The organism is Bauldia litoralis, assembly GCF_900104485.1.
Classification (GTDB): Bacteria; Pseudomonadota; Alphaproteobacteria; order Rhizobiales; family Kaistiaceae; genus Bauldia; species Bauldia litoralis.
Genome location: NZ_FMXQ01000005.1, coordinates 365393 through 390122 on the forward strand (window position 1 = coordinate 365393; position 24730 = coordinate 390122).

A 24730-nucleotide genomic window follows, 5' to 3' on the forward strand; every position below is an offset into this window, starting at 1 on the left:
GCTCAACAGGAATTGTCTCACATGAGAGTCATCGTACTCGGGGCCGGCGTCATCGGCGTGACCACCGCCCACTATCTTGCCGAGGCGGGACACGAGGTGGTGGTTGTCGATCGCCAGGCTGGCCCCGGTCTTGAAACCAGCTTTGCCAATGCCGGGGAAATCTCCCCCGGCTACGCTTCGCCATGGGCCGGGCCCGGCGTGCCGCTGAAGGCGATCAAGTGGCTGCTGATGCACCACGGGCCGCTTCTCCTGCGGCCCAAGCTCGATCCGCGCATGTGGGTGTGGATCGCCGGCATGCTGCGCAACTGCACGTCGGCGCGTTACGCGATCAACAAGGCGCGCATGGTCCGCGTCGCCGAGTATAGCCGCGACTGCCTGCAGGCGCTGCGCGCCGACACCGGGATCGCCTATGACGAGCGAAGCCAGGGAACGCTGCAACTGTTCCGCACCGGGAAGCAGGTGGCTGGCGCCGCGAGCGATATTGCGGTGCTTAAGCAGTTCGGCGTGCCCTTCGAGTTGCTTGACCCGGACGGCTGCATCGCGGCCGAGCCCGCCCTCCTCCCGGTCCGCGACAGGATCGCCGGCGGCCTTCGCCTTCCCGGCGACGAGACCGGGGATTGCGCAATGTTCACCGATCGTCTTGCCTCCCGCTGCCGCGCGGCGGGCGTTCGCTTCCTTTTCGAGACGACGATCGAGCGGATTGTCGACGATTCCGGCGCGATCGCCGGTGTCGAGACCGGCGCCGGCCGGCTGACCGCCGACGCCTATGTCGTGGCGCTCGGCAGCTACTCCCCGCTCCTCCTCCGCGACATCGGCATCTCGATTCCGGTCTATCCGATCAAGGGCTATTCGCTGACACTCCCGATCGTCGATGCGGCGGCGGCGCCGGTGTCGACGGTCATGGACGAGACCTACAAGATCGCCATCACCCGTCTTGGCGACCGCATCCGCGTCGGCGGCACCGCCGAGGTGTCCGGCTATAACCTCGACCTCAACGACCGTCGCCGCGCGACGCTCGCCCATTCGGTCGGCGATCTCTTTCCCTCCGGCGGCGACCTGGACAGGTCGACCTTCTGGTGCGGCTTACGGCCGATGACGCCGGACGGGCCGCCGCTGCTCGGGCCGACCCGCTACGGTAATCTCTACCTGAATACCGGACATGGCACGCTCGGCTGGACCATGGCCTGCGGCTCCGGGCGGATCGTCGCCGATCTCGTCACCGGCAGACCGACCGAGATCGATGTGGGAGACCTGGGCGTCGACCGCCGGCCGCTCCGGTAGGCAGCGCGCGATCGGCGGCACTCACCGCCCGCGGGCGCAATCCACCCATTTGACGCGAAGAACCTCGACGAGTCGCGCCAGTTCCGGCTCGTCGATCGCCTGCACCGCGGCTTCGGCCGCATGCCACTGGCGTTGGCGTTGGCCCTTTTCCGGCCAGTCGGCCAGCATCCCCTCGACGCGGAGGCTGAACAGCACGACGCGGCAGGGCTCCTCGCTGCCATCGTCGAGAAGCTTGACGTGACAGTAGCAGCCGATCGGTTCGGAATCGGACACGCCGATGACACCCGCCTCCTCGAACGCTTCCTGCGCGGCGGACTGGACCGGCGAGCATCCCTTCACCAATCCGCCCTTTGGTACTATCCACCGTTGCCGGGTCCGCGACGTGATCAGAAGGATCTCGGGGGTGCCGCCCGCGCCAATGCGCCAGGGCAGCACGCCGAATTGCTCCGGTGCATCGTCAACCGCGCGGGTCATTGCCACGGACAAGGTGTCGGTTCCCCCGGTCGAACCCCGCGCAGCGGCAAGCGCCGAGCGCCAGCGGCGTTCGATGGCCGAAATCCGCGTGTCGGCGGCTGTGCCAACGGCGGGGTGTCGACTGTCTATGGAACTCGTCCGAGGCATGCGAGGGTGTTCCTGGTTTCCACCTGAACGGCGACCGGCACCTGTTCAAGCGGTCTTTCGTGGCTATTGCGAAGCAAGAAAAAGACAAGCAGGTGAAAGGCAGAAAGGTTCCGGGCGAGGCGCGTAGAAAAACAAGGGTGTCGCCCGTGCGGTTTCGGCCCAACGCCCGGATTCTAGTTTGAATCGACATTAAAACAAGCGATTAGGCATCGAACGGAGACCGTATCGCGGACGCCGTCTGCGGCGCCGCCCGACAGTCAGGCGCGATCCTGGATGATACGCCATGCGCGAGTAGGACGAGCCAGACCATGCGCTGTACCTGACTTTCCGAATAACCATCATGGCTCTCGTCGTCGTTCAAAGGCCTGTCACAGGTAACGATTGACTATCGCCGGCGCGCATCGCTCGCTTCGAATGTCACCGTGCCCCTAGCGCGTAACTGTCCTCGCCGGTAGGGTAGCAGCATCGGACCTGCTCCAGAGGAGCTAACCTTAACTTGCTCGCGAACAAAGATCACTCGGCCGTAAAAACCTGGGTCATGGCGTTTGCGACCTTTTTTGGGGCGACCATACTCGCCACCATAAATTCACTTGATTATTCGATCTCCGATTTTTTGCTTTGGGATGACAATTTATGGATTTACCAATCCCTGATTAATGAGCCGGGACCTTACCCCACTCAACCAGTCTTACATTACGTGATAAACATCATTGGATCCTCGGGGTCACTGCTACTGGTCAAATTGTTGCCTCTGGTCGTTATTGGATTACTCGCAACCATCATTGCCCTTTCGCTGGCTTCCGCGACCCGATGCTTTTTCTATTCAATCATCTGCTCCTTTCTGATCGCTCTCTATCCTGCTTTCACGGACCAGACCTTCTACGTCATCGGCACGCACCCGACGTTCGGCGTCATGCTTGGCCTGACATCGCTCTATGTCTACTGGCTCGGCTGGCACCGGAACGGGATCTGGCACTATCTCCTGCTGGCCTCGGCGAGTCTCTTGTCAGTGTTGGCTGCGCTGTCGTCGGCGATGTTGACGCTGGCGACGGTTGCCCCCTTGGCCTGGCTGATCATTCTCACGCTGACGAGTCGCAATGGACGGACGAACGTCATTCCGTTCCTCGCGAGGCTTGTTTTGGCCGCGATTCCCTTGGCCTACCATCTCCATCGCGGGATGTTCCGTAGCGTCTACGGGGCCGTCGGCGCTTCTGACCGGCTCAATGTATCGGTCGACAATATTCTTCCTTCGTTGACGAACGCGATCGAGACCCTGCTACGGCCATGGCACAGCGGCTTGTCGATCTTGATCGTGGGTGCCATCGTCGTCGCGCTGGTTGCCATCGCCTTCTTCATCTTGCTCAGAAGCGGTCGGCGTCCCCTCCCGGATGACGATGCCGGACATCCCGTCAAACGCTTGCCTGCGGTCCAGATGGCCCTCATGTCGCTTGCCTTGTCGGCGCTGGCCTTCGGTCCGAACGTTGCGGTTGCGCCAGATAACTTCAGAACCCGCTACATCGTCGCTCCCTTCGTCGCGGCCGCGATGGCTGTCGTCCTTCTTCTCTGGGTCGCCTTTGTCGAAGCGTGGCAGAAAGCCAGGGTGCCGGTCGCGGTCGTCGATACCCTCAAGCTGATTTCGGCCGGAGCGGTCATTCTGTTTGCCTTCGAAGCTCACGTCCTGCGACACGACTTGTTCGGTGGCGAACTCTTGACCTTTCAGAAGGTCCAGGAAACGGCGCTCTCTGAATCGGCCAATTGGCCTGAAGACGCCCAGGTATTGTTCGCGGTTCCTCTCGACGCCGCCCTCTATTCCTGGCGCAGTCCGAGCTTCGGTCTCCCCAACAATCTGTATACAAATGCGAGCCTGCGCCAGCTTACCGGAAGCCCTTCGTTGCAAGCCACAATCGCCAGTACGGAGTGGTTGCGAAACATCGCCGGCTCATCGATGGCGGAACATGACGAAGGGCGCCGCAGTGCCTTCCTCAGACTGTTGAAGCCGCTTGGCCTGAGCGCACGCAAACCCCTGTTCGCCTACACATGGGAGGGAAGCAAAGAATCAGGCTTCGAGCTACATCCTCTTGTGATCTGGACCGGACCGGACGAGTCCTATCGGGTACCGGCCGGGACGACACCCAGGCTGGCCGAACCGACCGCCTCGAAAATGTTCGACGCCCAATGTTCCGCTCTGGAGGAGCCCTACCTGCTTGCGGGGACGCTTTCCGAGGCAGCCGATCGGGTCGAGGGAGTGGACGGAGCGTCCTGGACCTTCGACGGGCAATCCTCGATCCCCATGGAGGTGGAAATCGGCGCCGGCGAAGACGCATTCCTTTCGTTTTCCGTTGTCGCGACCGAATTCGTCACGACCCAGCGTGGGATTTCCGCCACCTATCCGCCGATGCCATTGACCGGGCCGAACCTCTCCGTCTTCCAGGTAGGGGATAAACTGACACTTCACGCTGGTTCGAGGCGAGAAGAATTGCAACGGATCACCGTTGACGACGGCACAGCGAAGGTGGGGTTCCTTGGGCGGGAAGGATGCCGCTATCTGCTGCTCGTCGATGACATCATGGTCGGCGTGCTCGAAGGCCAGGCTCTCAGCGGATCCTGGACCCTGGGCAAAGGCGTTGCCCAGCGATACTGGACAGGTCGGATCGAGGATTGGCGGCTTGGCGTGAAGCCATAGCCTGGAGAAACAGCGGGTCTGCACCACACCAGGCACGGGCGCGCGACCCATCCGGCGGCGGCCACTAGAACAGCATAGCGTCCTGCCAGCACCGGAGTTTCGGGAAAATGGTGCCCAGGGGCGGATTCGAACCACCGACACGCGGATTTTCAGTCCGCTGCTCTACCAACTGAGCTACCTGGGCTGAGCCGGAAAACCGGCGGCTGATGCGCCACCATTTGCCGGCAAGGCGTCGCCTTATAGGAAACTCGGCGGGAGGTGTCCAGATCGTTCGACGCGGCTTCGTGCGAGTTGACGATCTGCCGCGCCTTGCGGACACGATCCTTGCCTGCCGCGCCGCCCTTTCCGCCTCGAGAAACGCAAGGATCCGGCCTCTGCCCGGCTCAGGCCGGCATGTCGCCGTCGTCGTCCTCGTCGCCCTCCGCCGCGGGGATGGTGTAGGCGCCGGAGAGCCAGCGGTTGAGGTCGACGTCGGCGCAGCGCCGCGAGCAGAAGGGGAAGGTGGCGCGCACGGACGGCTCGCCGCAGATCGGGCAGGGTCGCCGCGGTCGCAGCGGCACGACCTCGGCGCCGCTCTTGGGGGAATCGTCGCTCGCCGAACCGCTCATGGCGCCCTCAGTTCCCCTTCAGCCAGTTGAAATGGATCGGATAGCCCTCGCCGAGGAGCAGCGTCATCGCCTCGTAGAGAGGCAGCCCGACGACGTTGGTGTAGGAGCCGACCATCTTGATGACGAAGCCGCCGGCGAGGCCCTGGACGGCGTAGCCGCCGGCCTTGCCGCGCCATTCGCCGGAAGCGAGGTAGCTCTCCTGGTCCTCGCGCGACAGCCGCTTGAAGCGGACGCGGGTCTCGACCAGGCGCTGGCGCATCTGGCCATCGGGGCTGGTGAGGACCAGCCCGGTATAGACCCGGTGCGAGCGCCCGGAGAGCAGCCGCAGGCAGGTCGCCGCTTCCTCGATCCGTTCGGCCTTGGGCAGGCAGCGCCGCCCGACGCCGACCACCGTGTCGGCGGTCAGGACAAGCGCGTTGGCCAGTTCGGCCTCGTCCTTGAGCATGGCCAGCGCCGCCTCGGCCTTCTCGCGCGCCAGGCGCTTGGCGAGATTGCGCGGCAACTCGTGGCGCTTCGGCGCTTCGTCGATGGAGGTCGGCATAAGCCGGTCCGGCTCGACGCCGATCTGGTTCAGGAGTTGGAGACGGCGCGGCGAACCCGACGCGAGAACCAGTTTCAGACGTCCGGGCATGTCATGTCCTGCGGCGGCGGCGATCGGCGGCCAGGCCTATTTGAAACGATAGGTGATGCGACCCTTGGTCAGGTCGTAAGGCGTCATCTCGACCAGCACCTTGTCGCCGGCCAGGACCCGAATGCGATTCTTGCGCATTCGACCCGCCGTATGTGCGACGATCTCGTGGTCGTTTTCAAGTTTCACGCGGAATGTCGCGTTTGGAAGCAGTTCAGAGACGACCCCGGGAAATTCGATAATCTCTTCCTTGGCCATGCGGTCCCTTGTTCGGCGGTAGTGGCTGAAGGCGGGGGACAGTAGCCGATCGTCCGGATTTTGTGAACCGGATCATGCCTCGTGGCGGTCACGCCAGTTGAGGGCGCAAACCAGCGTGAAGAGCCGGCGCGCGGTGGCAAAATCCATGTCGATCTTGCCCGCCAGCCGATCCATCAGGAGGGTCGCGCCCTCGTCGTGGACGCCGCGCCGCCCCATGTCGATCGCCTCGAAGCGGGCCGGCGAAACCGTGCCGACCGTCGACTCGTAGGTCTGGCAGATGAGGAAATAGTCGCGCACCACCCGCGACAGCGGCTTGAGCGACAGTATGTGGCGGACCACCGGCGCGCCCGCCTCGTCGGAGACGTCGAGCACCAGCTTGCCATTGGCCAGCGAAATCAGCAGCCGGTAGGCGCCGGCGCCGCCGACCGGCAGGAACCGGTTGTCGGTGGCGATCAGGTCCTCCATCGCCACCAGCCGCTCGGCCTCGAGAAACGGCCGGGAGCCTGCCAGCGACGCGGGATCAATGTCGACTGAGACCAGCCGTCCCTTCGCGCCGTCGCCCCCCTCGCCCATCCGGTCCGGCCTCTAGCGGTTCATCCGGATCGACACCGATCGGGCATGGGCGCCCAGACCCTCGGTCTCGGCCAGCGTGATCGCCGCAGGCCCGAGGGCGCGAAGCTGCTCCGGGCCGAGCTTCAGCAACGTCGTCCGCTTGATGAAGTCGTGCACCGACAGGCCGGAGGAGAAGCGCGCCGAGCGGGCGGTCGGCAGGACGTGATTGGGGCCGCCGACATAGTCGCCGATCGCCTCGGGCGTGTGGCGACCGAGGAAGACCGAGCCGGCATTGCGGACGCGCACCAGCAGCGCCTCGGGCTCGGCGACCGCGAGTTCCAGATGCTCCGGCGCGAGGCGGTTCGAAAGCTCCATCGCTGCGGCCAAAGAGCCGACGAGGATGATCGCGCCGTTGTCGCGCCAGCTCGCCGCGGCGATCTCGCCGCGCGGCAGCGTCGTCAACTGGCGCTCGACCGCCGCGATGACGCGATCGGCAAGGTCGGGCGAGTCGGTGACGAGGATCGACTGGGCGGCCGTGTCGTGCTCCGCCTGGGCGAGCAGGTCGGCGGCGATCCAGTCGGGATCGTTATCGCCATCGGCGACCACCAGCACCTCCGACGGGCCGGCGATCATGTCGATCCCGACCTGGCCGAAGACCAGCCGCTTGGCGGCGGCGACATAGGCGTTGCCGGGCCCGACGATCTTGGCGACCGGGCGGATGGTTTCCGTGCCATAGGCGAGGGCCGCCACCGCCTGCGCGCCGCCGATGCGATAGACCTCGTCGACACCGGCAAGCCTTGCGGCAACCAGCACCAGCGGGTTGATCACGCCGTCGGGGGTCGGCACGGTCAGCACGACGCGCTCGACGCCGGCGACCTTGGCCGGCACGGCGTTCATCAGGACGGAACTCGGATAGGCGGCGGTGCCGCCGGGCACGTAGAGGCCAACCGCCTCGATTGCCGTCCAGCGGAGACCGAGTTCCACGCCGAGGTCGTCGGTATAGCGGTCGTCGGCGGGCATCTGCCGGCTGTGGAACGCCTCGATCCGGGCCTTGGCGAATTTCAGCGCGTCGAGCGCATCGCCCGGCACGTCGCGTTCGGCGGCGGCGAAGTCGTCATCGGATATCCGCAATGTCGCGGACGCCAGATCGAGCCGGTCGAACTTGCTGGTATACGCGATCAGCGCCGCGTCGCCGCGCTGGCGCACGTCGTCGATGATGCCGCGCGCCACCGCCTCGACATCCTCGGAGACCTCGCGCTTGGCGCCGAGCAGCGCCCGGAAGTCCTCCTCGAATCCGGGATCCGACTGACTGAGCCTGGTGACCACCCCCCGTCTCCCCCGTCAGGCGGGGGCCGGGTCGGACAGATCGTGCTCGGGCTTCTTCGACGTCGCCCAGGCCGCGCCGAGATCGGCGAGCCGGGTCTCGATGCACTCGACCTCGAGCCGCACGGCCGCGCCGCCGGCGAAGACCAGCGTCAGGGTGCCGCCCGGCGCATCGGTCGCCTCGAAGCTGATCGCCAGCAGTTCGAGCACCGCGTCGGGGCGGTCGCGCCGCAGCCGGCTGGTGCTCACCGCCTTCACCCGGTCGAAGACCAAGGCGGTGCGGCGGCGCTCGAAGTCGGCGCGCTTGCCGTCGCATTTTTCCCAGATGAAGCGGTTCACCACGAGGGCGAAGCGGCTCTCCCTCGGCAGGTAGGTGAGGTCGCCGACCTTCAACACCGCGTCCTGGACGTGGGCAGAGAGGATCGCCAGATCCTCATCGTCGAGCGCGAGCAGTTTCAGGCAATCGGGTTCACTCATGATGCGGTCTTCCGCTGGTTTCAAATGACCAGCCACAGGTAGTGCGCCGATCCATGCGACGCAATAGCGCGGGCCCCCAGGGCGCGGCTCCGCAGCGGTCGATCAGCCGGCCAGACGCTCGACGGTCGCGCCGCAATCGCCAAGTTTCTGTTCGATCCGCTCGAAGCCGCGATCGAGGTGATAGACGCGGTTGACGATCGTCTCGCCCTCGGCGGCGAGCCCGGCAATGACCAGCGACATCGAGGCCCGCAGGTCGGTCGCCATGACCTCGGCGCCCTTCAGCCGCGCGACGCCGTTGACCGTCGCCATCTGCCCGTCGAGATGGATGTCGGCGCCAAGCCGGGCCAGCTCCTGAACGTGCATGAAGCGGTTCTCGAAGATCGTCTCGCGGATATGCGACGAACCCTTGGCGTGGCAGACCAGGGCCATCAATTGCGCCTGGAGGTCGGTCGGGAAGCCGGGGAAGGGTTCGGTGCTGACATCGACCGCGTGCAGGCCGCTGCCGTTGCGGCGGATGCGGATCCCCTCGTTGGTGGTGGTCACCTCGGCGCCGACCTCGGCCAGCAGTTCGAGCGGCCTCTCGAGGGTGGCGGAGGATGCGCCTTCCAGCAGCACATCGCCGCCGGCCATGGCCACCGCGAAGGCGTAGGTGCCCGTCTCGATACGGTCGGGCATCACCGCATGGCGGGCGCCAGTCAGCCGGTCGACGCCGGTGACCCGGATCGTGGTGGTGCCGGCGCCGGAAACCCGGGCACCCATCTTGATGAGGCAGTCGGCAAGGTCGACGACCTCCGGCTCGCGCGCGGCGTTCTCGATCACCGTCTCGCCGCGGGCCAGCACCGCCGCCATCATCGCGACATGGGTGGCGCCGACGGTCACCTTCGGAAAGACGATGCGGCCGCCGCGCAGGCCCTTGGGGGCGCGGGCGACGACATAGCCACCGTCGATGTCGATCTCGGCGCCGAGTTCACGCAGCGCCATGATGAAGAGATCGACCGGCCGCGTACCAATGGCGCAGCCGCCGGGCAGCGACACCCGCGCCTCGCCCATCCGGGCAAGCAACGGACCGATGACCCAGAAGCTGGCGCGCATCTTGGAGACGAGTTCATATGGCGCGACGGTGTCGACGATCTCGCCCGCCGACAGTTCGATCGTCTCGGCCGTGGCGCCGTTCTGGCCGGCGCGCTTGCCCTGAATCATGCAATCGACGCCGTGGTTGCCGAGGATTCGCTTGAGCAGCGCGACGTCGGCCAGGTGCGGGACGTTTTCGAGGACCAGCGTCTCGTCGGTCAGCAGGCTGGCGATCATCAGCGGCAGGGTTGCGTTCTTGGCGCCCGAGATCGGGATGGTCCCGTTCAACGGCGCGCCGCCGACAATGCGAATCCGCTCCATGAGAAAATCGCCCCTTCAAGGTCACTGCACTGGAGGAAGCCGGCTTGTCCGAAAAACCCCGAAACCGGCGGATTCGCACCGTCTAGACCAGCTTTGCGGCCTAGACAAGGCTCCCGGCCGAGCCCGCGTCAGTCGCCGCTCTCGTCCGTTTCGCCGGGGCGAGCGGCCGCCTCGGCGCCCGTCTCCGTCGGCGTCGCGGTGCCGGCGGCCTTGCGCCGCCTGAGGTTGTCGCGGAGTGCTGACGCCAACCGCGCCTCGCGCTCCTGTTTGGCGGACTGCTTCGCCGCCGGTTTCCCGTCGCTGGTCATGCGACGAAAATAGCCGGGCAATCCCGCGCCCGCCAGTGCCGTTGTTGCTTGAAGCCCGCGCGACCTTGTGGCAGTAAGGCCGCCGTCGGGCCTAACCGCCGCGGCTGCCGTAGCTCAGTGGTAGAGCACTCCCTTGGTAAGGGAGAGGTCGACAGTTCAATCCTGTCCGGCAGCACCACAAAGTTCTCTTGCTGCACCAAGAGCTTCAGGGATATCAGAGCGTTCCGCCTTGCCCGACTGGGTAACAAAGGTGAGGCACAATGCTCTATCGCTTGGTGCGGCCGATGATCCGTGACGGCTCCTCAATCCCCTACTTCGTCCAACGCATTCCGGCTGACGTACGAGCAAGGGCGGTTGGCCTGAAGCTCAGCGTGCCCTGCGGCGGCGAGACCATCTCTAAATCCATCGGCCCAAAGACCGTGACGATCCGCTTCTCCCTGCGCACCCGCGAGCCAAGTGAGGCGAAGCTGCGGCAGGCGCAAGCAGCTGCGTATCTGGAAAGCGTGTGGCGGGCGTTGCGGGAGGATGCGCCCGTGCCGCTGACGCATAAACAGGCGGTGGCGCTGTCAGAGACGCTCTACCGCGCGTGGAAGGACGGCGACGGACGCGAACGCGTGACGGCGATGGTGCACGACCCTGAGACTTCGGAATGGGACCGCGACTACGACGGGCCGAGCGAAGCCGAACGCGTGGCGGAGTGGGAAGCGGCGGCGCAGACTATCGCCCGGTTGGAAGGCGATGAACACGCGCAGGAGCAGGCGCTCGGGCCAATCGTCAATAGGCTCCTGCTCGCGAAGCGCATCAGGCGTGTAGATCACGGCACGCGGATGACCATCCTCTCCGAGTTCCGCCGAGCGCTGCACGATGCGTTCACTGCAAGGACGCGCAATGCCGAGGGCGATTACTCTCCCGATCCCATGGCTGAGAGGTTCCCTGAGTGGCGGGCACCCGGTGTGTCCGCGAGCGTGTCGCTGGCGACGCTCTATGCGGATTGGAGGCGTGAGGCGGAAGCGCGCGACGTCACGGATAGCACCTTCAAGAGCTATGGCGGCGTGGTGAAGCGCTTCAGTGCCTTTGTCGGGCACGACGATGCGAGCCGTGTGACACCAGATGACGTGCTCCGCTTCAAGGACCACCGGCTGGCTGAAGGCATCAAGCCGAAGACGATCAAGGACAGCGACCTCGCGGCATTGAAGGCCATCTTCAGTTGGGGCGTGGCGAACCGGAGATTGACGAGCAATCCGGCGGATGGGATCAGCCTCAAGGTCGGCCGGGCGGCGAAGACGCGGGAGAAGGAATTCACGCCAGACGAGGCCAAGGCGATCCTGACGCACGCGCTGCGCCATGAGTGCAGCAAGCGAGAGGCCACAAAGACGTGCGCGGCGAAGCGGTGGGTGCCGTGGCTGTGCGCCTACACCGGGGCGAGGGTTGGCGAAGTCTGCCAGCTGCGCAAGCAGGATGTGCGGCGCGAGGGCGATCACTGGATCATCACCATCACCCCCGAGGCCGGGACGGTGAAGACGAAGGAAGCGCGGGAGGTGCCGCTGCACGAACATCTCATTGAGCTTGGCTTCGGGGATTTTGTTGAGCGGAGTGCGGACGGACACCTATTCATCACGAAGCGCGGAAGGCACGGCGCGACCTATCGCAATGTCAGCAAGAAGGTCGGCGAGTTCGTGCGGCAGGTGCTGGCGGATCGTGGCGTGGCACCCAGTCACGGTTGGCGGCACCTGTTCAAGACGCGCGGCATTGAGGCCGGCATTGTGGGGCGCGTGCTTGATGCTATCTGTGGGCACGTGCCCAGCACTGCGGGTGACGCCTACGGGAGCGTGACCTTGCGCGCCAAGATCGATGCCGTAGAGAAGTTGTCGCGCTTTGCAGTGTAGCTGCTCGTGCCGGTGCTCCCCTCACCATCTCACCCTTACCATGCGCACCGTCAGCACGTTGCACCACGTCGCGTACCGTCACGAGGCACACACCATGGGCTGGCGTTGCGGACCACGTGGTGGCTGACGTTGCGCCTACTCTACGAGGTTGACTGCGCGCGGCCAGGTGCATCGGTTCATCCTCACCATCGCACCACCACCATGCCCACCGTCACCCCGTTGCACACCGCGTCGCGCATCGTCGCGGGGCATGCTTCATGGGCTGACTTGGCGGCTGACCGCATCGCCTTGTCCTGCACCTTCCTCACCCACCTTGCGTGTGCATCGCGATAGCATTGCGCATGCTTCGCTCGGCTGTGCCATCGCTCGGTCTCTGCGCCGCGTTGATGCTTTGGCCCGGTGAACCCTGCCCGGTCACTTTCCGCAATAGAGCTTGGCGTCGCCTTGACGCCTCGCATGAAGCCCTGATCTCCGCCCCCCATTGCAGGCATGAGGTGGTTGGCTTGAAGCTCAGGGAGCGTGAAGCACGGTCGAGAGTGACCGCTTAGCGGACAACTGATGAGGAGAGTGAAGAGCGAAGGTAGGAGCTTAGAGCCCGGGGGCTCACAGTATGGCGTCCTAATGCTGGCGTCGCAGACCACGTTGGTGGCAGGCGTTGCGCTTGACGTTAGAGGCACACGTCGCGGCAAGGTGCGTCGGTCCATCATCACCATCGCACCACCACCATGCGCAACGTGCCACACGTCATGAACCATGCGCTACCGCAGGCCGGGGGCACGGAGGCTGGAGCTTGGAGCTTGGGCTTAAGGTATATGGTGGTGTGCGCTATTGTCGCACAAAGAAGGTTTAGGGACCAATGGCTTACGCCTTCTGGGGCTGGCCTCTAGGAAGGTCGTAGGCGGGCTCGGTGAGTTGATGGTGGGATGGGGACCTGCAATGAGGTGCGACGGTCGCTAGCGGGCTCCTCAGTGCCGTGTAGAGGCTGTTTGAAAGAGCGGTTCAGACACGCCAGAAGTCCTTGAAACGCGTCGGTGCAAGCTCGGTGTAGCGAACTGTGTGCTGGATGTTCTTGTGGCCGAGATAGGCTTGCAGCGCGCGCGTGTCGTGGCCCTTGTTCGCCAGCGCAAAGCCGCAGGCGTGGCGGAGCATGTGCGGGTGCGCCTTGATCCCCAGCCGCGCGGCCTCGGCTGCACGCTCGACCATCCGAGCGAAGCCGGCGGTGGTGAACGGCGCGTCTCGCTCTGAGGTGAACACGAAGGCTGACTGCGGCTCCTGCTCCCGCCGCAGCCGTCGCAATGCGCGAAGCTCATCGCCCTTGATTGGATGCGTGGCCGGTGTCCCCTGCTTGACGCGACGCACGTGAAGCGTGGCGGCATTGAAGTCGACTTGTTCCCAGCGCAGGTCCGTCAGTTCGCTTGCTCGCAGGCCATGGCGATAGGCGACAAGGATCATGGTCGCGTCGCGGTGGCCGTGGCGATTGTGCTTGGCGGCAGCGATCAGCTTGTTCACCTCCCCTTCCGTCAGGTGCTCGCGGGTCCGCAGCTCGCGGTTCGGGAGGCGGCGAGGCGTAACTGTTCGCTTTACGGTGGCCGGTGAGACGAGCTTGAGGTGACGCTTTGCCATGGGATCAGCCCTCTACGCGATTGAGACTGACGGTACTATGGTCATTCTTCGAACAGTTGTCGAGCGCGGATCGGCGGCATCGTGAACGCAGGCGCGCGGCGACATGCAAGTCCCAAGGCGCGAGTTGGAGCCTAGAGGGCGAAGATCGCGTCGCTGCTACTGCCAGCCCAACGCGCGAAGAACAAGGGTGCCGATGATGTTGGCGAGAGTACCTGCCACCACTGCGACCGTCGAGCTGATCACAATGATCCCCAGCGGGCGTTGATGCCAAGGCCCCTCCTTTATGGCTGCCAGCAGTGCCAGCTTCTCCCGCTCATATTGCTCGTTGTAGCCAGCTTTGCTGACGCTAACCATTGCGACACCCCTCTCATCACACTGTCGAACCGCAAGCGGCCATCGGCAGGACGTTTGTCAAGTCCCGATCCAACTCTTACCCCGTAGCGCGGATCGTGGTGCACCATCAATGGTTGCGCAGCATGTTAGCCTCCGTGGCTGACTGCTCGCTTGGATCGCGCGATCTGGTGCATCGGCTCCCCGTCATCCTCGCATTATCACTGTGAGCGCCGCCAATTGCGCTGACCAGTCCGAACCAATGAAGACCACACGGGCAAGGGGGGAATGCTTCGCCGCCGACACCACAGCACCGCCTCTGGAATGCACGACCCTTTGCGCATTGGGGGCCGGCCGCGCCGTCTATCTCTGGTTCAGGCGCTGAAGTGCCAAGTCGAGAGCATTGTCGCTCATTGGATTGGGCGCGGCGTCCTCCACTTGAAGAATGGCTTGCCACGTCTTGGGCTGAATGCCAGTCGGCGCGGTCACAATGTGACGAAGATACCCGTTCCAGAAATCTGTCCCGGCCTGAGACGACCCAATCCGCATTCCACCAAACGGGACCGCCAGGGTCTTCAGTGTTGAACGCGACACAACTCGCTTGTCATCGGCGCCAAGCCTGCCTGCGCGCAGAACAAAACTCCCCGAGTGACCCGCTCCCGGAACATTGAACGCGACGGAAACAACCGTGGTCTGGTCTCCTGCGGGCGGATAGGGCAACCGCATTGTGAAGCCAAGGGAGCATGTGAAGACCCACATGGCGGTGCTGCTGTCGAAGGCGAGGCGTCCTAAGTTCTCCACATCAACGACAGTGAATGTGCCGACGTTAGACATTCCCGCCCAACCACCGGGCGTCGTGCGAGCGAAGATGATCCCTCTCCTCTGGCTCAGAGGGGCCAGCCTCAAGACTTCCGCCTCCCTTACCTGCGCGTTATCTCCCAATTCGACGACGACCGCCCATGGAAAGGTCACTGCGAGACCGAGCTCCTGACAACCGACAGCAAGTTCGGCGTCCATGGTCAGCACGCAGGCAGAAAGCTCGACCGCTGCGCGTACCACATGCCTATCGTGTGGCTTGACAGCATCAACCGCGAGCATGGGCGATGCGGGAGGCACCCTTAGAGCCGCAAGGAACGCCGCTAACTCAAGGAATATCGGCGCCGGGTCGAACCGGAGCATCAAGGCCCTCCGCTTCTTCGCCAAGACCATGATCACCTCTCGCTCGATCATATCTTCGAGTAGCAAAGTTGCGCCGGCGCGGTGGAGAGCTACGAGTGCAGCGCGTGCCACACCATCATCAAAAGCGGCATCAAGCCACACGTTGGTGTCTGGCAGAAAGCGTCGTCGGGATTGGGGCTCGGGCAACGGGACAATGCTCTCAAGGGCCGCGCTGGGGGGGGGTGGGCTGCCGCACCAAGTGGCCTCAGGCTAAGCCTGACGCGACCGGGTAGCAAAAGGTAGGGCTCTGTGTTGCCGGCGGTAGTGGGCAGCTTCACGGCATCAACACGCGCGTCGGGCTTCAAGATCAGACCGGCCGAGGCACTGGTCCATAATCATCAGCAGGTGCATTCCTCGCGACCGGTACGGGGGGAGATCGTTGCGGCCGCCATTAGAGGACACCCTCTCGAATGTCCCACCTCCCAAGCGCATACCGCCGGAGCTCGCTACTTGATCCCTGTGCAACACCGGTGGTAAACATCTCCACCAACGCTTGGCGACAACGCATTTGATATCAATGACTTGTGGATGGGCATTGCCAGTTCAATCCTGTCCGGCAGCACCAGTTTCAGCGAGAACCGCTTCCGGGCGATATTGCCGCGATGCCCTGACACCGTGCCCCCCGCCGCACCATGCCAGCATATGCGCCATGGATCTGGCACAACAATACCCCGGCGCTTTCCTGTCATTCTTCGATCGCGACGCCAACGACCTGCTCGTGGCCGCGCTAGTCGGAACGCTGGCTGAAGAGCCTTTGCCCGTCAGATGAATGCACGACCTTTCTGACACAGGCTGATGAAAATTCTCTCATAGATTGCACTCTCGGCAATCCTGGGTAGTATCTTCCTTGTGTGACAGCCGCAGCGGAGAAGGGATGAGAGATGACAACCTTTGTTGGAAGTGACACGAGCGACGACAAGTATCTTGGCAACGAGACCGTCATGTACGGTCTTGGCGGCAACGACATTCTGGACGCCGATGAAGGGTCACTCGCGTTCTCTCTCTACGGTGGTGAGGGTAATGACATCGTTCGCGGCTACAACGAAGACGACTACATCTTCGGCGGCGCCGGCGACGATATTCTTTGCGGCTTCTATGGCAAGGACTGGCTTGTCGGCGGTCCGGGCGATGACCAGTTCTGGTTCGAATCCGTCCAGGGCGGCCCAAGCAAGATTGCCGATTTCGACATGGGCGAGGATATCATCGGTTTCGACAAATTTGCGTTCAAGAAGCTCGGGGGAGATGGAACGCTGAAAAAAGCGAAATTCTATCTTGGCGACAAGGCGCATGACCGCAGTGATCGGGTTGTTTACGACCCAGATTCAGGCAAGCTTATGTACGTAAGAATGGTAGTAAGTCAGGCGGCAAGAAGTTGATCGCCAAGATCGGCAAGGAACTCGACCTCTCCCATAAAGATTTTATTGTCGGTGATCCGCAAGAATTTTTCGACGAACTCTATATTTAGACTCGAAGGGTTCGCCACGCGAGGATATACCCCGGACAAAAAGACATATTGACATTCGTCGGCTGCGGGATCGTTCGGGCAGAGCATTGCGGCCGGGAGGACCAGGGGACTCGTTCAGCGGTCGTTCTTCCGCCCGGACACCACGGGCGATCTCCTACCTGTCTTCCCTGTCGGTCTGTCGCTCCATATCGGGAATGGGCATCAACCGGCGCGTCCCCTGGGGAGGCTGGGATGACGAGACAAACGCCCCGCGGACTTGCAGCCGTTCTTGCGGCAGCGGCCTTAACCGCCGGGCCGGCGGTCGCCGACGACTTCAGGCTCACCTACACCTTCACCTTCGGCAGCGTGCTTGAAGCCGACGTCACGGGCGCGTTGCAGGACGATGGCGACACGGTGATTGTCAGCGCCGTCGAGAACGCGCGTCTTGATGGCGCAAGCGGCCCCGCCCTGCCCTTCGTGACGAGCCTCGCGGACCTGGTCGACCAGACCGACCTGAACCCACCGGTCCTGAGCCTCAGCGGCCTCGGCAACGACATCTCGGCCTGCTCCGACGACACCTGCGTCCTGGATTTCATCACCTTCGACGGGGTGAAACGGTTCCTCGGTTCACCGGGGATCTATACGTCCGCTTCGTTCGGAAACACGCTTTCGGGCGGCGCCCACGCGGCAGAGAAATACGATCCCACGGACTACAGCCTCAAGCAGAGGTGAACGTTGCCGACCTCGGGCGTGCGCTCGCCCACCATCGGTCAGGGCGAACTTCCGTCCGGAAAAAAGCTCGGGACGCGGCTACGGAATCGCAGGGAATCCTGTGCATCGCCGCGCGCGACTTCGGAGAGCAATCCGGATCAGCCGCGACTGCCTGTATCTTGGAGCAATCATTCCACTAGCTGTATCTGGCAATAACGGCGTCCACCAATCCGCATAGTTCAGCATCGACCTTCATAAACTCTGGCGCCAGATCAAATTGCGTCGCCAAGGCTACCTTGTATCCATCATTCATGCTGGACAGGGTGTGCCGTGCTGCCTCGATTTTTGCCTTGTCGCTGAAATCCTCAAAAATGAACCCGCTGACCTTGTCTTCCAGCGGCACAGGGGAGGCTACATAGTCGACGAGTCCTGCTTCCTGAAATTCCGTCGATGTCCTCCGCGCCAGCCGCCCCCCTCGGCACATGTAGACGATTTTTCCCGCGTCTTCGAAGAACCGGATCAGGTCTTGCGGCGAGTGATCATTCGCGAAGCAATGGGCCGCGTTCGCTTCGAAAATGAACGTCACATCGGGATTTCTCTCCATGAATGAAGTCGCGCCGTTCAACGCCTTCATCTCGCACCCTTCGATATCCATCTTCACAAGCGACACCGGCCGCCAGCCCACTTCCTCCATCAACCCATCGAGCGAGAAGCCCAGAACGCGCCGCCCGGTCGTGCCAACGGTGCCGTAGGCGCTTTCCCCGCGAATGCGCACCTCTCCGCTCCTGTCGACGATTGCTGCCAGCGCCCATTCGATCCGGTCGGAAAGGTCGTTTGCCTCTATGGCGGACTGAAGGACCGCGATGTTCGATTGCAGCGCTTCGATCGCGAGGCATCGGGCACCCGTCACCAAGGCGACGGGAATACAGAAGGTACCGACGTTGGCGCCAAGATCTATGAAGTAGTCTTCATCGGAGAGCAGTTGGCTTGCCAGCCTCGCATGGTGGTCCGCTGTCCATTTCCCACTCCTCAGTTTCTCGGAATAGGCGTCGGTCTCCTCCATCCTGCTCGCCAGGACCACATTCAATCCCTCAAACTCGTGAGTTGTATGGACAATCGACATGCTGTCCCTCCCTGATTGTAAGTACCTGAGCGTACAGCCCATTCATTGTCAACCATCACGATAGAACGGGCCGCAAATCTCGGTTTGCGTGCGCAATCCAGAGAGGTGGTCTTCCCTCCCCGCAATTGATGCAGGCGGAGCCAGTCGGGCTGGTTCCAGCATTTCCGCCGGGAAGTGCCATGGAAGCCGAACGACGGGCACATCAGACATGTCGCCTGGCCCGACCGAGCATTGCCTCTCGCGATCGACCTGTGGTATACTAAGTATAATAGGTACATAATGCGACGGCGGCTGAAGCCGACCGGAATGAGGGGGAAAGAATGTCCGCAGCACTTGCAGCCCGTGCGACCTGGGATAGCCACGCGATCCTCGCCATCCGCGGTCGCGGCTGACAGTCGCCGACGAAACCGGCCATCGAGATCGGGACGAGCAAGCGGATGAGCTATCGCGGTGCGCTGATTGGCTGTGGCTTCTTCGCCCAGAACCACATGCATGCCTGGGCGGACCTGCCCGGCGCCCGGATCGTCGCGGTCTGCGACCTCGATCCGGCGAAGGCGGCGCGCTTCGGCGAAACCTTCGGCGCGCAACCCTTCACCGACCCGGCCGCCATGCTGGCGGAGATCCAGCCGGATTTCACCGACATCGCCACCACTGTCGCGTCGCACCGCGCGTTGGTCGAACTGGCCGCCTCGCATTCGCGCGCCGTCATCTGCCAGAAGCCGTATGCCGAGACCTATGCCGACGGCGCGGCGATGGTGGCGGCCTGCCAGCGCGCCAGTGTCCCACTCCTCGTCCACGAGAATTTCCGCTGGCAGTTGCCGTTCCGGCGGCTGAAGGCCGAGTTGGATTCGGGGATCGTCGGCCGGCCGACATTTCTTCGCCTGGCCTTCCGCCATGCCTTCGATATCTACGCCGGCCAGCCCTATCTCGCCGAGGTTCAGGACCTCGCCCTGTCCGATGTCGGGCTGCACCTGTTCGACGTCGCCCGCTTCCTGTGCGGCGATGTTGTCCGGATCACCTGCGAGACCCGGCGCCTGAACCCGCGGGTCAAGGGCGAGGATTCCTTCGTCGCCCTGCTCCGCCATGCCGACGGCGCGACGTCCTCGGTCGAGTGCAGCTTCTTCAGCCCGGTCGCGCCGGACCCCTTCCCCCAGACGCTCGCCTGGCTCGAATGCACCGACGGCATCATGGAGGTCGATACCGGATACCGGCTGCGTATTCACCGCGATGGACAGGTCACCGAGTCGAGCGTCGAGCCGGATGTCCCCGCCTGGGGCGAGAAGCCGTGGCATGGGGTGCAGGATTCGGTGCGGGCCTTCCAGGCACATGTCGTCGCGGTGCTCGATGGCGAGGCGGAGCCGCAACCGTCCGGCGCCCACAATCTCGAGACCCTCGCGCTGGCGCTCGCCGCCGCGAAGTCCGCGCGCTCCGGCGAGACCCAGGCAATCGCGCGCCCTCCTTCGACGAGCGAAGGGGTGAGCCGATGACGGACACGACTTTCACGAATCCAGGACCTGGCGCGACCAGGCCTCGATGGGACCGGCCATTGCAGGTGGCCGGCCTCTTTTACTGCCAATCATCCAAGGGAGGATCTCCATGAATCTGCTGAAAACGACGTCCGCCGCCGCGATCGTCGCCGCCGCGGCCGCCTTCACCGGCACCGGCGCCAATGCCGCGAATATCTGCTTCGCGTTCCAGGATCTCGAGACCGAGTTCTGGGTCGCCGGCCACATGGCCATCACCACCACGCTGACCGAGGCCGGCCACACCGTTCTCGAGCGCAACGCCAACGAAGACGCCAACAAGCAGTTCGAGCAGATCAAGGACTGCATCGCCCAGGGCGTCGACGCGATCATCGTCATCCCGCAGGACGGCGAAAGCGCCGTGACGATCGTCAAGGAAGCCCAGGCCGCCGACGTGCCGATCGCCGTCTTCAACCGCCCCCCGACCGACACGTCCAAGGGCATCGTCGTCGTCGCCGACAACAAGACCATCGCCGAGACGGCGGTCGATTCGATCGTCGAGGAAGCGCTGGCATCGGCGCCCGCCGACAAGACGCTGAACGCGATCATCATCGTCGGCGACCTTGGCGATCCGAATGCCGTCGGCCGCAAGGACGGCTTCTACGCCGCCATCAACAAGCACCAGGATCGCTTCAATGTCGTCGAGGTCGCGTCGAAATGGGACGCGGCGACCGCACTCGCCAACCTCGAGGCGGCCGTGACCGCGAACCCGGAAGTCGACCTGCTCTTCACGTCGTCCGACTTCCTCTTCCCGACCATCCGCTCGGTCTTCGAGCCGCGCGGCCTGTGGAAGAAGCGCGGCGAGGACGGCCACGTCCTGATGGCTGGCCTCGACGGCGACAAGACCGCCTGCCAGTTGATCAAGGAAGGCTATGTCGACGCGACCGGCGTGCAGGACCTCTATTTCGAGGCCGATGCCGCGCTGAAGGGCGTTCTCGAAGCCATCGAGAATGACGAAGCCCAGCCCAATGTCCTGATCGAGGATCCCGGCTTCGCGCTCACCCAGGCGAACCTCGCCACGGATGAGATGAAGATGTGGGGCTGCATCCTTCTGGCCGGCGAGTAACGCCAGTCGTCAAGCTGGCGCCGGCCGATCCCCGGCCGGCGCCGACCGCGCGTCAGGGAAACACGATGACGACCGAGACTGCCCGCCCCTCGCCCCTGCAACGGGTGTCGAGAATTCTCCTGTCGGACTATTTCGTCCTCTACCTGTCGCTGGCCTATGTCGCGGCGCTGGCTCCCTTCTATCCGGTGCTGCTGACGCCGGCGAACATTTCCAATGTCCTGTCCAACATGTGGCCGCTGCTCATCGTGGCGACCGGTCAGACCTTCGTCCTTGCCATCGCCGGGATCGACCTCAGCCAGGGCGCCGTCATCGCCGTCACCTCGGTCATCTGCGCCATGCTCATCGCCGTCACCGGCAATGAGGCGGTGCTCGGCAACGCGCCGATCTGGGGCGCGGTCATCGACGGCGACGGCGGGCTGCTTTCCGGAGTCACCGGAGGCCTGGCGATCGCCATCCTGGCGATGGTCGTCGCGGCCGCGCTGATCGGCCTGCTCAACGGCGTCGCCGTTGCCGTCTTCGGCATGCCGGCCTTCATGGTGACGCTGGTCACCATGCTCGTGGTCAGCGCCTTCGCCATCTACCTGTCGATGTCAGAGAATATCAGCGGCCTGCCGGAAGCCTTCATCGACCTCGGCAAGGGCGATCTCGTCTCGGTCTATTTCGGCGCGCAGGAAGAAAGCAAGATCCCGCGCAAGGTCATCTATTCCTTCGTCACCTACCCGATGGTCATCGCCATCGCCGTGGCGGTGTTCGCCCACTACCTTCTCAATCGCACGGTGTTCGGCCGCTATGTCTTCGCCATCGGCTCGAACATCAGGAATGCCCAGATTTCCGGCGTCCCCGTCCGGCGGATCGTCGTGGCGATCTTCGTGATCTCGGCGGTCTGCGCGGCCATCGCCTCGATCCTCTATTCGGCCCGGCTCGAAGCCGGCCGTCCGACGCTTGGCGCCGGCACCTTCCTGCTCGACGTGATCGGCGCCACCGTCATCGGCGGCACCAGCCTGTTCGGCGGCAAGGCGAAGATCATCTGGACCTTCTTCGGCGTCCTGTTCTTCGTGCTGCTGTCCAACACGCTCAACCTGATGAACCTCTCCGCCTTCCAGGTCGACATGGTCAAGGGCGCGGTCATCCTGGCGGCGGCGCTTCTCGATGTCCTGCGCACCCGGATCACGCGGGAGACGGCGCGATGAGCGACCTCCTCACCTTCGAGGGTCTGTCGAAGGCCTGGTTCGGCGTCCCGGCCGTCTCCGACCTCGACTATGCCCTGCGCGAGAACTCCCTGCTCGGCGTGATCGGTCAGAACGGCGCCGGCAAGTCGACCCTGATGAACATGATCGGCGGCATCGTCCAGCCAAGCGGCGGCCGGATGCTGTGGCGCGGCGCGCCGTATGCGCCGCAATCCGCCGCCGACGCCAGCAAGGTCGGCATCGCCTTCATCCATCAGGAACTGAATCTCTTCACCAACCTCTCGGTCGCCGAGAATCTTTATGTCGACGGCTTCCCCCGTAAGTTCGGCATCATCGACTGGGCGGCGATCAACGAGCGGACCCGCAGCATCCTGCAAAGGCTCTCGCTCGACGACGTCGAACCGTCGGTCAAGGTCGGGCAGCTGTCGCCCGGCGAACGCCAGTTGGTCGAAATCGCCAGGGCGCTCCACAACGAGGCGCAACTGATCATTTTCGACGAGCCGACCACCTCGCTCACCCATCGCGAGACCGAGCGGCTGTTCGAGACGATCGCGACGCTGCGCGAGGAAGGGCGGACCATCGTCTATATCTCGCACATCCTCGGCGACGTGCAGTCGATCTCTGACGGCATCGCGGTGCTGCGCGACGGACGGCTGGTCGACCACGGCGCGGCAGCCGACTTTCCGGTCTCGCGGATGATCAAGTCGATGATCGGACGCGATCTCGGCGGCCTTTTTCCGCCGCGCAGCAACCAGCCGGACAGCGACCTGATCCTCAGCGCCCGGTCGATCGGCCAGCCGGGTGTCCTGGAAAAGGCGTCAATCGATGTCCGCAAGGGCGAAGTCCTGGGCCTCTTCGGCCTGATGGGCGCCGGGCGAAGCGAGCTCGCCCGCGTCCTCTTCGGACTCGATCCGCACGCCACCGGCGACATCCTGCTCAACGGCCAGCCCCTGACCGGCGGACCGCGCAACCGCATCGCCGCCGGCATGGCCTTCGTCACGGAGAACCGCCGCGAGGAAGGGCTGATGCTCGATGCCTCGATCGCCGACAACCTGGCGCTGGTCTCGATCGACCGGTTCGGGCGCAAGCCCTTCGCGCTGGTCGATATGGAGGCGCTCTCGACCCGGACCGAGGCGATGAAGGCGGAGCTGTCGATCAAGGCCGGCAACATCGCCCGGCAGGCAGCGAAGACGCTGTCGGGCGGCAACCAGCAGAAGGTCGTCATCGGCAAATGGCAGATGCAATCGCCGAAGCTGTTCATCCTCGACGAGCCGACCCGCGGCGTCGATGTCGGGGCGAAATACGAGATCTACACGCTGGTCGACCGCATCGCCGCGGATGGTGGCGGCGTCCTGATGATCTCCTCGGAGCTCGACGAGTTGCTCGGCATGGCGGACCGGATCGTGGTGATGAACCGCGGCGAGGTGATCGGCTCGGTCGACCGGGCGGACTTCGACCGCGAGAAGCTCCTGGCCATGGCATTCCGTGAGGTGACGGCATGATCAAGTCGCTCGAAAAGGCATCGGACTTCCTGTTCCGCAACGCCACCTACGTCATCTTCGCCTGCGTTCTCCTCTATTACGGCCTCCAGGCGCCGTCCTTCCTGTCGGTGGAGAGCCTGTCGAACATCGTCAAGCAGGCTTCCTTCATCGGCATCGCCGCCATCGGCATGACCTTCGTCCTGTTGACGGCCGGCATCGACCTGTCGGTCGGCGCAGTCATGTTCCTGGCGCCGCTGATCGCCGGCTATGCGATGCGCGACCTCGGCGTTCCGGTACCGGTCGGACTGCTGGTCGCCGTGTTGACCGGCGTCCTGCTCGGCGCGATCAACGCCATCCTGATCGTCCGGCTCAAGGTCGTTCCCTTCATCACCACGCTCGCCACGCTCTTCCTCTTCCGGGGATTCGGCACGTGGCTGACCAGTTCGCAGCAGTTCGATTTCCCCGAGGAGATTCGCCGCTTCGGGCTGTCGACGGTGCTGGGCGTGCCGACACCGCTGATCGTCTTCGCGATCGTCGCGCTCGCCGCCCATGTGGTCCTGGCCCACACGGCCTTCGGGCGGCAGGTCTACGCCTTCGGCAACTCGCCGGAGGGTGCGCGCAAGGCTGGGCTGAGCGCGGAGTGGATCCAGGCCCGGGTCTTCATCATCTGTTCGGCCTGCGCCGCCTTGTCCGGGTTCATGCTGATCGCCCAGATCGGACGACTCGACGTGGCGTTCGGCGAGGGCAGCGAATTCGACGTGATCGCCGCCGCGGTGCTGGGCGGCGCCAGCCTGTTCGGCGGCATCGGCTCGGCCTTCGGCGCGGTCGTCGGCGCGACGCTGATCCAGACGGTCAAGCTCGGGTTGGTCTTCACCGGAGTGAACCTGTATCTTCAGCCGATCATGCTGGGCCTCATCATCTTCGTCGCCGTTCTCGTTGACGGCGTCCGGGAAAAGCGATTGCTTGCGCTCCTCAAACGCACGATCCGGCCGGTGTGATCAATCAGA

Annotated in this window: 23 protein-coding genes and 2 tRNA genes; 11 read left to right on the top strand and 14 right to left on the bottom strand. The window is 64.0% G+C overall.

Annotation, left to right across the window (positions count from 1 at the left end; all coding sequences use genetic code 11):
* Positions 1-21 precede the first annotated feature (21 nt).
* Positions 22-1281 carry a D-amino acid dehydrogenase gene (locus BLT60_RS14055; RefSeq protein ID WP_090877080.1) on the top strand — a complete coding sequence of 420 codons (1260 nt, stop codon included), beginning with the start codon at positions 22-24 and terminating at the stop codon, positions 1279-1281.
* Positions 1282-1302: 21 nt separating this feature from the next.
* Here the strand turns inward: BLT60_RS14055 and BLT60_RS14060 are convergent, their stop codons facing one another.
* Positions 1303-1755, bottom strand: coding sequence for an NUDIX hydrolase (locus BLT60_RS14060; RefSeq protein ID WP_090877081.1), 453 nt, complete (start codon positions 1753-1755; stop codon positions 1303-1305).
* 643 nt (positions 1756-2398) lie between these two features.
* On the opposite strand from BLT60_RS14060, the gene BLT60_RS14065 reads away from it, so the two are divergent.
* The gene (locus BLT60_RS14065) at positions 2399-4585 is read left to right on the top strand and encodes a hypothetical protein (protein ID WP_139167841.1); all 2187 of its coding nucleotides are present in this window, start codon (positions 2399-2401) and stop codon (positions 4583-4585) included.
* Between the two features lie 108 nt (positions 4586-4693).
* On the opposite strand, the gene BLT60_RS14070 is transcribed toward BLT60_RS14065, so the two are convergent.
* From BLT60_RS14070 to BLT60_RS14110, 9 genes are all read right to left on the bottom strand, one after another.
* Positions 4694-4769: transfer RNA gene (locus tag BLT60_RS14070), tRNA-Phe, on the bottom strand.
* 199 nt (positions 4770-4968) lie between these two features.
* Positions 4969-5193 (bottom strand): DNA gyrase inhibitor YacG, encoded by a 225-nt coding sequence (gene yacG / locus BLT60_RS14075; RefSeq protein WP_090877083.1) that lies wholly within the window; start codon positions 5191-5193, stop codon positions 4969-4971.
* 7 nt (positions 5194-5200) lie between these two features.
* Complete coding sequence (locus tag BLT60_RS14080; protein WP_090877084.1) at positions 5201-5824, bottom strand: Maf-like protein; 624 nt, start codon at positions 5822-5824, stop codon at positions 5201-5203.
* A gap of 36 nt (positions 5825-5860) precedes the next feature.
* The gene (infA, locus tag BLT60_RS14085; RefSeq protein ID WP_090877085.1) at positions 5861-6079 is read right to left on the bottom strand and encodes a translation initiation factor IF-1; all 219 of its coding nucleotides are present in this window, start codon (positions 6077-6079) and stop codon (positions 5861-5863) included.
* 72 nt (positions 6080-6151) lie between these two features.
* Positions 6152-6652 (bottom strand): UPF0262 family protein, encoded by a 501-nt coding sequence (locus tag BLT60_RS14090; RefSeq protein ID WP_090877086.1) that lies wholly within the window; start codon positions 6650-6652, stop codon positions 6152-6154.
* A gap of 12 nt (positions 6653-6664) precedes the next feature.
* Complete coding sequence (gene hisD, locus BLT60_RS14095; RefSeq protein ID WP_090877087.1) at positions 6665-7957, bottom strand: histidinol dehydrogenase; 1293 nt, start codon at positions 7955-7957, stop codon at positions 6665-6667.
* 15 nt (positions 7958-7972) lie between these two features.
* Positions 7973-8431: a DUF2948 family protein gene (locus BLT60_RS14100; protein ID WP_090877088.1), complete on the bottom strand. Its 459-nt coding sequence runs from the start codon at positions 8429-8431 to the stop codon at positions 7973-7975.
* Between the two features lie 102 nt (positions 8432-8533).
* Complete coding sequence (gene murA / locus BLT60_RS14105; protein ID WP_090877089.1) at positions 8534-9823, bottom strand: UDP-N-acetylglucosamine 1-carboxyvinyltransferase; 1290 nt, start codon at positions 9821-9823, stop codon at positions 8534-8536.
* Between the two features lie 128 nt (positions 9824-9951).
* A complete protein-coding gene (locus tag BLT60_RS14110; RefSeq protein ID WP_090877090.1) occupies positions 9952-10131 on the bottom strand; it encodes a hypothetical protein in 180 nt (59 codons plus the stop codon).
* 103 nt (positions 10132-10234) lie between these two features.
* Here BLT60_RS14110 and BLT60_RS14115 point away from each other — a divergent pair.
* Positions 10235-10309 (top strand) — tRNA-Thr (locus BLT60_RS14115).
* 82 nt (positions 10310-10391) lie between these two features.
* On the top strand, positions 10392-12017 hold the full coding sequence (locus tag BLT60_RS14120) for a site-specific integrase (protein ID WP_244521264.1): 1626 nt from the start codon (positions 10392-10394) through the stop codon (positions 12015-12017).
* Between the two features lie 999 nt (positions 12018-13016).
* On the opposite strand, the gene BLT60_RS14125 is transcribed toward BLT60_RS14120, so the two are convergent.
* The 3 genes from BLT60_RS14125 to BLT60_RS14135 form a co-directional block, all read right to left on the bottom strand.
* Complete coding sequence (locus BLT60_RS14125) at positions 13017-13640, bottom strand: tyrosine-type recombinase/integrase (RefSeq protein WP_090877092.1); 624 nt, start codon at positions 13638-13640, stop codon at positions 13017-13019.
* A gap of 156 nt (positions 13641-13796) precedes the next feature.
* Positions 13797-13994, bottom strand: coding sequence for a hypothetical protein (locus BLT60_RS14130; RefSeq protein ID WP_090877093.1), 198 nt, complete (start codon positions 13992-13994; stop codon positions 13797-13799).
* A gap of 339 nt (positions 13995-14333) precedes the next feature.
* A complete protein-coding gene (locus tag BLT60_RS14135) occupies positions 14334-15149 on the bottom strand; it encodes a hypothetical protein (RefSeq protein ID WP_139167842.1) in 816 nt (271 codons plus the stop codon).
* A gap of 920 nt (positions 15150-16069) precedes the next feature.
* On the opposite strand from BLT60_RS14135, the gene BLT60_RS14140 reads away from it, so the two are divergent.
* Together BLT60_RS14140 and BLT60_RS14145 are read left to right on the top strand one after the other, a co-directional pair.
* On the top strand, positions 16070-16564 hold the full coding sequence (locus BLT60_RS14140; protein WP_090877095.1) for a calcium-binding protein: 495 nt from the start codon (positions 16070-16072) through the stop codon (positions 16562-16564).
* Between the two features lie 320 nt (positions 16565-16884).
* Positions 16885-17364 (top strand): hypothetical protein, encoded by a 480-nt coding sequence (locus BLT60_RS14145; protein WP_090877096.1) that lies wholly within the window; start codon positions 16885-16887, stop codon positions 17362-17364.
* A gap of 175 nt (positions 17365-17539) precedes the next feature.
* On the opposite strand, the gene BLT60_RS14150 is transcribed toward BLT60_RS14145, so the two are convergent.
* On the bottom strand, positions 17540-18466 hold the full coding sequence (locus tag BLT60_RS14150; protein WP_175478438.1) for an FkbM family methyltransferase: 927 nt from the start codon (positions 18464-18466) through the stop codon (positions 17540-17542).
* 437 nt (positions 18467-18903) lie between these two features.
* Here BLT60_RS14150 and BLT60_RS14155 point away from each other — a divergent pair, with 437 nt between their 5' ends.
* The 5 genes from BLT60_RS14155 to BLT60_RS14175 all read left to right on the top strand — a co-directional run bounded on the left by BLT60_RS14155 (position 18904) and on the right by BLT60_RS14175 (position 24721).
* The gene (locus tag BLT60_RS14155; RefSeq protein ID WP_090877098.1) at positions 18904-19953 is read left to right on the top strand and encodes a Gfo/Idh/MocA family protein; all 1050 of its coding nucleotides are present in this window, start codon (positions 18904-18906) and stop codon (positions 19951-19953) included.
* A gap of 109 nt (positions 19954-20062) precedes the next feature.
* Positions 20063-21055: a sugar ABC transporter substrate-binding protein gene (locus BLT60_RS14160; RefSeq protein ID WP_090877099.1), complete on the top strand. Its 993-nt coding sequence runs from the start codon at positions 20063-20065 to the stop codon at positions 21053-21055.
* 65 nt (positions 21056-21120) lie between these two features.
* On the top strand, positions 21121-22245 hold the full coding sequence (locus tag BLT60_RS14165; RefSeq protein WP_090877100.1) for an ABC transporter permease: 1125 nt from the start codon (positions 21121-21123) through the stop codon (positions 22243-22245).
* On the top strand, positions 22242-23744 hold the full coding sequence (locus BLT60_RS14170; protein ID WP_090877101.1) for a sugar ABC transporter ATP-binding protein: 1503 nt from the start codon (positions 22242-22244) through the stop codon (positions 23742-23744). The genes BLT60_RS14165 and BLT60_RS14170 overlap by 4 nt, the downstream gene beginning before the upstream one ends.
* Positions 23741-24721, top strand: a complete 981-nt coding sequence (locus BLT60_RS14175) for an ABC transporter permease (RefSeq protein WP_090877102.1) — start codon at positions 23741-23743, stop codon at positions 24719-24721. Before BLT60_RS14170 ends, BLT60_RS14175 begins: the two co-directional genes overlap by 4 nt.
* The last annotated feature ends 9 nt before the right edge of the window (positions 24722-24730 follow it).